Here is a 12,551-nt window from a genome sequence, read left to right on the forward strand (position 1 = left end):
GGACGCGCGGCTTCCCAGGAGCCCCGCTCGCCGTTCGCCCGGCGAGCGGGGCTCCGCCTTTCCACAGGCCCGCCCCGCAGGAACACCCTTGCCCTAAACCACTGTTTAAGTTTTACGGTCGTCGTATGACCAAGATTCTGGTGACCGGGGCGACCGGCACCGTAGGCAGGCACGTCGTCGCGGGGCTGGTGCGGGCGGGCGTGGACGTACGGGCTCTGGTGCGTGATCCGGCAGCGGCGGCGCTGCCGGCGGGGGTGGAGGCGGTGCGGGGGGACCTGGCCGATTTGGCGTCGCTGGCGGCGGCGGTGCGCGGGGTGGAGCGGGCTTATCTGATGTGGCCCGGGCTGCCGGTGGACCCGCGGGTGGTGGAGGTGATCACCGAGCAGGTGCAGCACGTCGCGTACCTCTCGACGGACGTCGCCGACCTCGCCGACGACGAGGAGCCCACCTGGTACCACCAGGCGATCGAGCGGCAACTGCGGCAGTCCGGGGTGAGTTGGACGTTCCTGCGGGCGATCGACTTCGCCGCCAACGCACTGCGCTGGGCCGACCAGATCCGACAGGGCACCGTGCGCTACCCGTACGGGCTCGCCGCCAGGTCGCTGATCCACGAGCGGGACATCGCCGAGGTCGCCGTGCAGGCCCTGACCGCCGAGGGCGCGGGCCGCGAGCGGCACGACGGGGCGGCCCACGTGCTCACCGGGCCCGCCGCCCTCACCCACATCGAGCAGGTACGGATCATCGGCGAGGTGATCGGACGGCCGGTGCGCTGGGAGGAGTTGGCGCCCGAGGTGGCGCGCGAGGAGTTCACCGCGGCCTGGGGGAACGCGGAGTTCGTGGCCGGCCGGCTGCGCGCGTGGGAGTCGTTCGTGGCGGTCCCCGAGCGGGTGACGGACACGGTGGAACGCCTCCTCGGCCGCCCCGCCCTCCCCTTCCGCACCTGGGTGACCGACCACGCGGACGACTTCCGCTGAGGTAGGTGGGGGCAGGGCGGCGGGGCGGGTGCGGGCGGGGCCCGAGGGCTCGTACGGCGCGCGGACCCGGCCGCACTCGAATCCGTACGGCACCCGAACACGTACGGGCCCGGACCCCCGGCGCCCGCGCCCCGTACGCGAGACGGGCCCGCGTTCATCCGCGGGCCCGTCTCCTCGTGCGCGAAGGCGCCGTCCAGCGGCTCAGCGGCGGCCCGAGAGCCAGGCGTGCACCCGGTCCACCGCGAGCTTGGAGGAGGCGATGGCCGCCTCGCTGCTCGGGCGCAGGTAGAGCCAGTCACCCGCGTACTCGATGGGGCGCGGCGAGCGGCGGACGAACCGGCCGCGCAGCCGCAGCGCCGCCGGCGGGGCCGCCGGCAGGCCGTTGGGCCAGCGGACGATGTGGTGGCCCACGTAGGCCGAGCGCAGGCCGTCGATGAACAGTTCGCTCTCGTCCAGCGCCCGGTCCAGCACCTCCTCGTCCGGTAGGTCGTACACCTCGTGCACCCGGCGCGGCGAAATCAGCAGGGTGACCAGGCCGCGGCCGGCGGGCACCCGGTCCGGGCACTTGTTGTGCTCGATGGTGCAGCCGGAGAAGAGCGAGTTCTCCTCGGGGCCGAGGACGACCGCGTACGAGTGCGGGTTGTTCGGGTCGCGGCGCGGCTCAAGCGGGCGGTCCAGGCGGACCGCGACGCGCATCATCGTGGTGAAGGTGGACGCCTCGATGAACGGTCGCTCGTCGTCCGGGAGTTCCGGGTAGACGCCGGGGATCTCCGGGGACGGCGCGGTGAGCACCGCGGCGCGCGCCGTCAGGTCGGTGCCGTCGGCGAAGTGGATGCGCACCTCGTCGCCCTCGCGCACCACCCGCTCCACCGCGCGCGACAGGTGCACCTTGACCCGGGTGGCCAGGGTGCGGGCCATGGTGTCCTGGCCGTCGCGGTAGGTCTGCCAGCGGAAGATGCCCTTGGTGCCCTGCATGATCGCAAGCAGCGGCGCCACCGCGCTCTCCTCCGGCTGCCAGCCGAAGGCGGTGTGGGCGATCGGCGCCAGGCTGCGGTCGACCATCTCCCGGCCGTAGCGCTCCCCGAACTCGGCGAGCGTCATGTTCCCGTACTTGGAGTTCTCCGGCCAGTCCGGGTCGACCTGGCCGGAGGGGCGCATGCCGCCGAGCATCGAGCGGAAGGACTGCACGCGCCCGGCCACCGACATGCCGGCGCCGAGCACCATGCCCTTGGGGTGGCCCACCCACGGGTGGTTGCGGCCGTGCTCCCACAGCCCGACCGGGTGCTGGATCTGGTGGATCTGGTTGCCCCGGTCGAGGCCGAGTTCCTTGATGAACTCCCAGGTGGCCGGGTAGCCGTAGGGGGAGATCGTCTCCGCGCCGCGGTCGGTGGTGTACCCGTCGACGCGGCTGGAGCGCATCCGGCCGCCGGGTGCGTCCTCGGACTCGAACACCTCCACCCGGTGGCCCTCTTGCGTCAGCCGGTACGCGGTGGTCAGCCCGGCTATGCCGGCGCCGATCACCGCTATGTCGATGTCAGCCACTCCTGCTCCTCATACGCGTTGCTTCCCCGGCGCGGCCCGCGGCGCGGGGCGGCTGGCCCCGGCCGGGCGGGCCGCACCGGCGGATGGTGGTTCGTTGTCGGTCGGGCGCCCGTGCGGGCGGGGCCGGCGGCCGGGACCGCCCGCACGGGTACGCGCGGGCGCGCGCGAGGGGCGCACGGTCCGCGCGCCGCCGGTGGGCGGCGGGGGACGGCGGGGGTCGCCGGTGGTTTTCGCTGCCGACGCCGGGACGTTGGTACGGGTGTACCGGAGGTACGGGCGTGCCGGTGGCGTCAGGTCCAGCGGCCCGAGCCGATGGCCTCCTTGCTGCCCAGTACCTGTTCGCGCAGGTCGAGCCGGCGCACCTTCCAGGTCGCGGTCCGCGGGACCTCGCCCCAGGGCACCAGCTTCGGTTCGGCCAGTGGCGGCAGGCCGGCCGTCGCGGCGGCCCAGTCCTGCGGGTCCAGCTTGTCGTCGGCCATGCACAGCACGGGCACCGGGAGTTCGCCGGGCCGGCCGAGCACGGTGACGTCGGAGGCGCCGGGCAGCCGGTCGAGCAGGATGCTCTCCAACTCGATGCCGCTGGTGCCGGGGATGATGTCCACCTCGCGGTCGACCAGCTTGAGCCGGCCCAGCGCGTGCATCTCGCCGATGTCGCCGGTGTTCCACCAGGTGCCGTCGACCTTCTCGGCGTGCCGGTCGCTCTCGCCGACGTAGTCCAGGCACTGCGCCTTGGTGGAGACCATCATCATGCCGGGCTCGCCCTTGGCGACCTTCCGGCCGGTCTCCACGTCGACGACCTTGACCTTGTTGAAGCCGGGCGAAGGCCAGCCGATGTCGCTGGTGACCGCCGAGTCGTCGGAGAGGTTCTTCATCCGGCCCCGGGTGAACAGCGTGAAGCACACCGGGCCGACCTCGCTCTGGCCCCAGCCCTGGAGCCACACCGGGAAGCGCCGCTTGGAGACGCCCAGGAAGGTGCGCACCGTACGCGGGTGGATGGCGTCGAAGGTGCCGACGTACAGCCGGATCTGGCGGAAGATCTCGGGCCGCTGGTGGGCCAGTTCCTCCCAGCGCTGGAAGACGTTGGGGCACGCTTCGAGCGAGGTGGGGCGGTGCTCCTCGATCATCCGCTCGGCGGTGTCCGGGTCGTGCTGGGAGATGATCACGATCTTCTTCGGGGCGAGCACGAACTGCCCCATCACCCAGGACACGATCCGGCCGTGCGCGAAGGAGACCGAGGTCGCGGCCACGTCCCGGTGCTTGCTCGCCAGGACGGGGAAGCGGATGCGCTCCATCCGGGCGACGCCGCCGAGCAGCGTGTTGCCGGAGTGCACGACGAGCTTGGGCACGCCGGTGGTGCCGGAGCTGTGCATGATCAGCATGGACTCGTGCGGGGCGCGCAGCCGGGTCGGCGGGGCCTCGGCGCCGTCGAGGTCGCGCAGCGCCAGGGCGCCTTCGGGGGCGCCTTCGCCGAGTTCGCCGAGGACGATCACCTTGGTCTGCGGGCCGCTGAGTTCGATGCCCGCCCGGGCGGCGTTGGCCAGCGCGGTGGGCGAGGCCACCAGCACCGAAGGCTCCAGCTTGGCGATCATCGCGCGGTGGTTTTCCGGGGTGTTGGCCCCGGCGATGACCGCGGGTATCGCGCCGAAGCGCGCCGCCGCGGCGGCGGCCAACGTCATGTCCAGGTGATTGTCCTTGACAATGGCCACCCGGTCGCCCGCGCGGGCGCCGGCCGCATAAAGCCGGGCGGAGAAGTCACGCACGGTCTGGGCCAGTTGGCCCGCGTCAAATCGCGTGCCCTGGTCGGGGGCTATGTCAAAGGGTCGGTCCAGGTAAGCGACCGTCTGCTGCTTCGATTGGGCGTGCCATTCAAACAGCTCAGCGATGTTCATCGGGTGTTTCCGATAAGACATTCCAGCTCTCCCAGATAGGAACGCGATGACCTTCACGACGGGCCGCGCGGGTGGCCGCGCAGCATGCGTGCAGGCGCTGGTCGCCCGGGGTTATGAAGGCTAGAAGTTGTCACAAAGTAGGCTCCGACCTGCACGAATCGCCATAGCAAGCGGTATGACAAGCTCCACCATGTCAGATAGCAAGAACTAGCCGCTACCAACTCAGGGCGCCTTCCCGAAGACTCGGATGACGGTTCGCTCAAGGTAACGGGCTGGATCGCTCACTGACGTGTCGTACGGGGATATACCGGGATAATTGGAGAGCGACATGGCCTGCCCCTGCCGCGATGTCTGCATCGTCGGAGTCGGCCCCCGCGGGTTGTCGGTGCTGGAGCGGCTGTGTGCGACCGCCCGCGACCTGTCGAGTCCCGAGCCGCGCACGGTGCACGTGATCGATCCGTATCCGCCCGGCTCCGGTCAGGTGTGGCGCACCGATCAGTCACGGCAGTTGTTGATGAATACCGTCGCCTGTCAGGTCACCGTATTCACCGACGCCAGCGTGGAAATGGCCGGTCCGCTCGACCCGGGCCCCAGCCTCTACGAATGGGCCCGCGCGCTGGCCTCGTCGGCGGATGGGGAGAGCGGGCCGCGGGCTGCCGGCCGACAGATATCCGGTGCCGCGTCCGAGGGCCTCCCGGGCTCCGCGCCCCACGTCGAACCCGGCCGCCGGCCCGCCGCGGCTCAGCCCGCCGGCGCGCCGACCGCGGCATCGCCCGCACCGGCCACCGCCGCCTCCCCCACGGACGCCCCCGCCGGCCCGCCCGCCGGTGCCCTGGCCGACCTCCCCACCGACCTCGACGCCGCGACGCTGGCCGAGGCCGCCGCGCTCGGCCCCGACACGTACCCGAGCCGCGCCCTGTACGGCAGCTACCTGGGGTGGGCCTTCGCGCGCATCGTCGCCGGGGCGCCCGCGCACCTGGCCGTGCGGGTGCACCGCGCGCGGGCGGTCGCGCTCGACGACGCGGCGGACGGCTCCCAGTGCGTGACCCTCGCGGACGGCAGCCGCCTCACCGACCTGCACGCGGTCGTCCTCGCCCAGGGGCACCTGCCGGTGCGGCCCGCGCCGCACGAGGCCGAACTCGCCGCCTTCGCCGCCCGGCACGGCCTGGTGTACGTGCCGCCGGCCAACCCCGCCGACGTGTCCGCATCGGCCGTCCCGCCGGGCGCGACGGTCGTACTGCGCGGGCTCGGCCTCAACTTCTTCGACCACATGGCGCTGTTCACGCAGGGCCGCGGCGGCCGGTACGAGCGGCGCGCCGGGCGCCTGGTCTACCTGCCGTCCGGGCGCGAGCCGCAGCTCTACGCCGGCTCCCGCCGCGGGCTGCCGTACCACGCGCGCGGCGAGAACGAGAAGGGCGTCCAGGGGCGCCACGAGCCGCTGTTCCTGACCCCCGAGACCATCGCCAAGCTGCGCGCGCAGACCGCGGGCGGGCCCGGCCTCGACTTCCGCGAGACGCTGTGGCCGCTGGTGGCGCGCGAGGTGGAGGCCGTGTACTACGGGGCGCTGCTCACCGCGCGGGGCGGGGCCGAGCAGGGCGATTCCGAGCAGGGCCAGGCAGAGCAGGACGGAGCCGAGCGGGGCGGGCCCGCGCAGGCCACCGCCTTCCTTGAGCGCTTCGTTGCGCACGCCTTCGACAACGGCTCGGACGACGAACTGCTGACCGCCTTCGGCATCGGACCCGACGAGCGCTGGGACTGGGCGGCCATCGAGAAGCCCTACGGGGAGCGCCGGTTCACGGGCCCGGCGGACTTCACCGGCTGGCTGCTCGGCCAGTTGCGCGCCGACCTCGCCGCGGCGCACGCCGGCAACGTCAGCGGCCCCGTCAAGGCCGCCCTGGACGTCCTGCGCGACCTGCGCAACGAACTGCGGCTCGCGGTGGACCACGGCGGGCTCGACGGCGACTCGTACCGCGCCGACCTGGACCGCTGGTACACGCCGCTCAACGCCTATCTGTCCATCGGGCCGCCGGCGCGCCGCATCGAGGAGTTGGTGGCGCTGATCGAGGCCGGGACGGTGCGCATCGCCGGGCCCGGGCTGCGCGTCACGGCGGACGAGGAGAGCGGCGCGTACCTAGCCGAGTCGCCGGCGGTGCCCGGCTCACGCGTGCGCGCGCACGCGCTGATCGAGGCCAGGCTGCCCGAGATCGACCTGCGCCGCACCGCCGATCCGCTCCTCGACCACCTGCTCACCACCGGGCAGTGCGCGCCGTACCGCATCCCGACCGCGACCGGTGGGAAGTACGAGACGGGTGGGCTGGCCGTGACCGGGCGGCCCTACCGGCTGGTGGACGCGCAGGGCGTGCCGCACCCGCGGCGGTTCGCGTTCGGCGTGCCCACCGAGGCGGTGCACTGGGTGACGGCGGCCGGCATCAGACCGGGCGTGGGCTCGGTGATCCTCAGCGACTCGGACGCGATCGCCCGGGCGGTGCTCGACGCGCCGGCCGGCCCCGTCGACGTCCGGCCGGCGGCGCAGGCGCAGCCCCGGTGACGCACGCACGACCGCACGACCGCACGACGCAAGCCAGCAGCGCGCCGTGCGCCGGTGACGGGAGCGCCGCCGGCGTGGACGGCGGGCCTTCCGCACCCGATGGAGGAACGGTGGACGGCATCAGCAACGGCAACCGAGCGACCGACGCGGCACCCCGACCGACCGAACCCGCGCAACCGCCCCGCACCCCGGCCGCGGACCCCGGCCGGCCCCCGGGGCCCAGCGCCCCGGCCTCCGGGGCCGACCCGGCGCAGGACCTCACGCAGTACGCGGACCCCGGCCTGCTCTCGCCGGTCCGTGCGGGCACGCCCGTCGAGGCGGCCGTGGCCGACCACGCCTGGCTCCGCGCGATGCTGGAGGCCGAGGCCGCGCTGGCCCGCGCGCAGGCCGGGCTCGGCACCGTACCCGCGTCCGCGGCGCAGGTGATCAGCGAGACCGCCCGGACGGCGCGGCTCGACCTGTTCGCGCTGGCCAGACGCGCGCCGGAGGCGGCCAACCCGGTGGTCGCCCTGGTGCAGGCGTTCACCGCGGCGGTCGCCGAACGGGACCCGGCGGCAGCCGAGTACGTGCACCGCGGCTCCACCAGCCAGGACGTCCTCGACACCGCCGCGATGCTGGTCGCCCACCGGGCGCTCGGCCTGGTCCTGGCCGACCTGTCGCGCACCGCCGACGCGCTGGCCGCGCTCGCCGAACGACACCGCGACACGCCCATGGCCGGCCGCACCCTGACCCTGCACGCGGTGCCCACCACCTTCGGGCTGAAGGCGGCCGGCTGGCTGTGGCTGGTGCTCGACGCGGTGGAGCGGCTGGAGCGGGTGCGCGGGCAGTTGCCGGTGCAACTCGGCGGCGCCGCCGGCACCCTCGCCGGCTATCTGGAGTACGCGGGGCACGGACACGGCTCGCCCGACGCCGCGGCGTACGCGACGGAGCTGACCGCGGCCTTCGCGGCCGAGGCGGGGCTCGCACGGCCGGTGCTGCCCTGGCACGCGCTGCGCACCCCGATCGCCGACCTGGCCGCCGCGCTCGCCTTCACCACCGGGGGGCTCGGCAAGATCGCGGTGGACGTGCAGTCGCTGACCCGGACCGAGGTCGGCGAGGTGCACGAAGGGGCGGTCGCCGGGCGCGGCGCCTCGTCCGCGATGCCGCACAAGCGCAACCCGGTGCTGGCCACCGTCATCCGCTCCGCCGCGCTCCAGGTGCCGCAGCTCGCGGCGACGGTGACCGCGGCGATGAGCGCCGAGGACGAGCGGTCGGCCGGCGTCTGGCACGCCGAGTGGGAGCCGCTGCGCGCCTGCCTGCGGCTGACCGGCGGCGCCGCCGCGCACGCGGCGGAACTGACCGGGAACCTGTCCGTGGACGCCGACCGGATGCGCGCCAACCTCGGACTGACCGGCGGCCAACTGGTCTCCGAGCGGGTCGCGGCCGTACTGGCTCCGCTGCTCGGCAAGGCGCCGGCCAAGGAGGTGCTGAGCCGGGCGTCGGCGCAGGCCGCGGCCTCCGGCCGGACGCTGGGCGCGGTGCTCGGCGAACTCCCCGAGGTGACGGGCCGGCTGTCCGCCGAGCAGATCGCCGAACTGGTGGAGCCCACTCACTACACCGGCGCCGCCGGCGCCCTCGTCGACCAGGCGCTCAGCCGGCCACGGACGGGGCGCTGACAGGAGGTTGCCATGGTTCCGCACCCCGATGGATCGCAGGATTGACCCATGACCGTTGGGGAGGGCAGGTGAGCGCGCAGGGCGTCCGCACGCCCGCGCGCCGCCCGGCCACGGTGACCGGTTCCCGGGGCCGGGGCGCACCACCGCGCCCCACCCTGCCCTCCCTCACCCGGGCCACGGCCCCCACCCGGACGTGCACCCCCACGGCCCCCGTCGCCACGGCGCCGTGGGGGTGCCCGCAGTACGGGGGCCTGCGGTACGGGGACGCCGCGCGCCCGGCCGGGGCGGCGGCCGGCCCCCGGGGCGCCAGGACGCGGCGGCAACGGGGCGTGCGCGTGCCCGAGGTGGGTTTCCCGTGCCCACCCGGCGCCCACCGCACCCACCGCACCCACCGCACCCACCGCACCCCACGGTCCGGGCCAGCGCCGTCCCGACCGTTCCGGCCGTCCCAACTTGGCCGCCTGGCCCAACTGACCCAACTGGCCCGGTTGACCTGGCTGCCCCGGCCGTCCCGACTGGCGCGTCTGGCTCGACTGCCCCAACGGCCCCGACCGACGCACCCCCGCCGCCCCGTACGGTCCCGTCCCGTACGGCCCCCGCTCGCGCGGGCCCAGCAGACACGGCCCCGCCCCGTACGGTCCCGGCCGACCCGACCAGTGCAGACCTGGTCGATACGGCCCGGGCCAGCCCAACCAGCCCAACCAGCGCAATCAGCGCGACCAGCCCCATCAGCCCGACCGGGGCGGACCCCGCCAGTCCGCTCCCAACCGGTGCAGAGCCCGCCAGTACGGCCCCAACCGGAGCAGAGCAGACCGGCAAGGACACAACCGCCGAAGACCGAACCGGCAGGGCCCCGGCCCGCCCCGTCCACCCAAGTCGCCACCGGACCGGGCGCATCGGCGCGCCCGCCCGCGCGTGGGGTCGGGCCGCCCGCCGGCCGGGCCGCCCTCGGCGGACCCGCCGCGACCCGCCAGCGGCGGGCCGGTACGGTGGGCCCGGCCCCGTTCCCGTCCGGGGTCGGCGACCGGGTCGCCGTCGTACCGGGGCACGACCGGGGCGTGACGGGAGGCGCCGGAACGCCCTCCCGCGCGGAGCGCACACCGCAGCCGGGCCACCGCCTGAGACCGTCGCCGCGCCGCCCGTTGCACCGCCCGTACCTGTAGATCATCGTCCACTGCTGGTCAGCGGCCCGTGTGAGCCGGGAGCGACGGCGCGGACACCGTCGGCCCAGGCGCCGACACCTCACCACCACCGCCGAGGACTTCGTCTTCGCCCTGCCGGGGAGCTAGTTGTGACATCCACCGATGCGGCCACCACCGTGGCCCCCACCGCCGACGCCAGCCAGGCCACTCCGCGCGAGCTGCGGGACCGCATGCTCGCCCGGGTCGAGGAGCGGCTGGCGGCGCTGCTCGCGGAGGAGCGCGCGTACTGGACCGGGCAGAACCCGGACGCGCTGGAACTCGTGGACTGCGTCGGCACCATGGTCGAGAGCGGCGGCAAGCGGCTGCGGCCCGCGTTCTGCATCGCGGCCTACCTCGCGGCCGGCGGCGACCCGGCGTCACAGGTGGCCGTGGACGCCGCCGCGGCGCTTGAGCTGATGCACACCTCCGCGCTGCTCCACGACGACGTGCTGGACGAGTCGGAGCTGCGCCGCAACGAGCCCACCGCGCACGTCAGGCACGCCACGCTGCACGGCGAGCGCGACTGGCACGGCGACCCGCGGCACTACGGGCAGAGCGTGGCGATGCTCGCCGGCAACCTCGCCATCGTCTACGCCGAGCGGCTGCTCGCCGACTGCCCGCCGGCCGCCCGCAAGGTGTGGGGCGAGCTGTCGACGGAGCTGATGGTGGGGCAGTTCCTGGACGTACGGGCCGCCGCCAGGTTCCAGCCGGACATCCCGCTGGCCCGCTGGATCGCGCTCTTCAAGTCCGGCCGCTACACCGTCTACCGGCCGCTGTCGGTGGGCGCCATGCTGGCCGGCGGCTCCCCCGCGCTGCTGGCCCCGTTCGAGGAGTACGGGCTGGCGCTCGGCGAGGCGTTCCAGCTCCGCGACGACCTGCTCGACGCCTTCGGCGAAACGGACGTGACGGGCAAGCCCGCCCGACTGGACTTCAAGCAGCACAAGATGACGCTGCTGATGTCCTTCGCGCTCCAGGACGAGCCCGAGGTGAAGGCCCTGGTCGGGGACGACCTGCCGAACACCGACCCGGACGCGCTGCACGCCCTGCTGCTGAAGACCGGCATCAAGGACCGGGTGGAGGCGGTCATCGAGGAGCGGCTGAAGGTCGCCAACGAGGCCGTGAGCGCGGCCCTCCCCGACGCCTGGGCCACCGAACTCCACGCCATGGCCCACGCCGCCGCGTACCGGGTGAAGTGACCTGGTGGGGGCGGGGGTGGGCGATCTGGCCTAGGGGGTGGGGGCGGCGTGAGGTGGCGCCGTCGTGCGGTGGCGCACGGGGGTGCGCGACAGTGCGCGGCGGCACGGCGGACCGAGGTGAGGTAGGGGGCGCGGGGCGAGCGGGGTGGGGCGGGCGAGCGCGGGTCACACCACAGCCCGTGCCCTCGCGGACTCCCGCCCCGTACGCCCCGGGACCGTGCGGACTCCCGCCCCGTACGCTCCCGCGGCCCCCGGGGCCCGTACGCTCGCTCCCGCACCCCCGGGGCTCCCGCCCCGTACGCCGCACGTTCCTGCGCCCGTTGAGCTCCCGGCCACCCGGCGCAGACGACCGCGAGGCCCGTACTCGCCGGGGTCGCGCGGGGACCGGGCCGTGCGCGGCCCCGTGCCGCTCCGCACCGCCAGGCGCCCGAAGGCCCGTACGCGCCGCTCCGTACCACCGCCCCCGGGACAACGGCAGCGCCACCACGCCCACCCTCAGGCGGGGCCGCCCAGCCCCCGGGCGGAGCCACTACACCACGACCGCCCCGGTGACCGGCCCGCGGGCCAACCGCGTGGCGCGGCAGGTGCCCGACTCCCGCAGGGCGCGGGCCACTTCCTGTGCCGCGCCGGCGCTGTCGGCGAGGAACGCGCAGGTCGGCCCGGAGCCCGAGACGATCGCGGCGAGGGCGCCGGCCTCGGTGCCGACGCGCAGCGTGCGGGCGAGCGCGGGCATCAGGGAGAGCGCGGCGGGCTGGAGGTCGTTGCTGGTGCCGTCGGCCATCAGGGCCGCACCGAGCGCCGGCGCGTCACCGGCGCGCAGCGCGGCGAGCACGGCGTCCCGCGGCTCGGGTTCGGGCACCCGGCGCCCAGTGTCCTCGCTCCACCGGGCGCGCAGCCGGTCGCACTCCCGGTAGACGGCGGGCGGCACCAGCGCCCCGTCGGCGAGCGCGAACGCCCAGTGGAAGGCGCCGCCCACCTGGAGCGGATTGACCAGGTCGCCCCGCCCCCGGCCGAGCGCGGCCCCGCCGACCAGGGCGAACGGCACGTCGCTGCCGAGTTGCCGGCTCAGTTCGCGGAGTTCGGCCCGGGTGCTGCCGGTCTGCCACAGGGTGGCGCAGGCCAGCAGCGCACCGGCCGCGTCCGCGCTGCCACCGGCCATCCCGCCGGCCACCGGGATGCCCTTGGCGATGTGCAGCCGTGCGGTGGGCGCCCGCCCGTGGTGGCGCGCCAGCAAGGTGGCGGCGCGGGCGGCGATGCTGCCGCTGTGCAGCGGCCTGCGGTCGGCGCCGGGGCCGGTGACGGTCACCCCGAGCCCGTCCGACGGCGCGGCGGTGACCTCGTCGTACAGGCCCACCGCGAGGAAGACGTTGGCCAACCGGTGGAAGCCGTCGGGGCGTACGGGGCCCACCGCGAGTTGCAGGTTCACCTTGGCCGGCACCCGCACCGTCACGGAGCGGGCGTCGCCGCCCCGGGCGGCGCGCCGGCCCTGGCGCCCGCCACCGGCGCCGGAGCGCCGCCCGGCCGCGGCCCGATCGGCCGGCGCGGCGGCACCGACCGGGTCGGCGC

At 75.1% G+C, this 12,551-nt stretch carries 7 protein-coding genes; 4 read left to right on the forward strand and 3 right to left on the reverse strand.

The window, feature by feature from the left end:
• Positions 1–125 precede the first annotated feature (125 nt).
• The gene (locus tag ACMA1D_RS30460; protein WP_414727219.1) at positions 126–974 is read left to right on the forward strand and encodes an NmrA family NAD(P)-binding protein; all 849 of its coding nucleotides are present in this window, start codon (positions 126–128) and stop codon (positions 972–974) included.
• A 201-nt stretch (positions 975–1,175) separates the two neighbouring features.
• Here ACMA1D_RS30460 and ACMA1D_RS30465 read toward each other — a convergent pair whose 3' ends face one another.
• Positions 1,176–2,516, reverse strand: a complete 1,341-nt coding sequence (locus ACMA1D_RS30465; protein WP_414727220.1) for a protoporphyrinogen/coproporphyrinogen oxidase — start codon at positions 2,514–2,516, stop codon at positions 1,176–1,178.
• Between the two features lie 290 nt (positions 2,517–2,806).
• Positions 2,807–4,426, reverse strand: coding sequence for an AMP-binding protein (locus ACMA1D_RS30470; RefSeq protein ID WP_414727221.1), 1,620 nt, complete (start codon positions 4,424–4,426; stop codon positions 2,807–2,809).
• A 307-nt stretch (positions 4,427–4,733) separates the two neighbouring features.
• Here ACMA1D_RS30470 and ACMA1D_RS30475 point away from each other — a divergent pair, with 307 nt between their 5' ends.
• From ACMA1D_RS30475 to ACMA1D_RS30485, 3 genes are all read left to right on the forward strand, one after another.
• The gene (locus ACMA1D_RS30475) at positions 4,734–6,953 is read left to right on the forward strand and encodes an FAD/NAD(P)-binding protein (RefSeq protein ID WP_414727223.1); all 2,220 of its coding nucleotides are present in this window, start codon (positions 4,734–4,736) and stop codon (positions 6,951–6,953) included.
• A gap of 281 nt (positions 6,954–7,234) precedes the next feature.
• Positions 7,235–8,608: a 3-carboxy-cis,cis-muconate cycloisomerase gene (gene pcaB, locus ACMA1D_RS30480; RefSeq protein WP_414727224.1), complete on the forward strand. Its 1,374-nt coding sequence runs from the start codon at positions 7,235–7,237 to the stop codon at positions 8,606–8,608.
• A 1,291-nt stretch (positions 8,609–9,899) separates the two neighbouring features.
• On the forward strand, positions 9,900–10,985 hold the full coding sequence (locus ACMA1D_RS30485; protein ID WP_414727222.1) for a polyprenyl synthetase family protein: 1,086 nt from the start codon (positions 9,900–9,902) through the stop codon (positions 10,983–10,985).
• Positions 10,986–11,514: 529 nt separating this feature from the next.
• On the opposite strand, the gene ACMA1D_RS30490 is transcribed toward ACMA1D_RS30485, so the two are convergent.
• Entirely contained in the window at positions 11,515–12,435 is a 921-nt protein-coding gene (locus ACMA1D_RS30490) for a 4-(cytidine 5'-diphospho)-2-C-methyl-D-erythritol kinase (protein WP_414727225.1), read from the reverse strand.
• Between the last annotated feature and the right edge of the window lie 116 nt (positions 12,436–12,551).

Source organism: Streptomyces sp. 796.1 (assembly GCF_047525675.1).
Classification (GTDB): domain Bacteria; phylum Actinomycetota; class Actinomycetes; order Streptomycetales; family Streptomycetaceae; genus Streptomyces.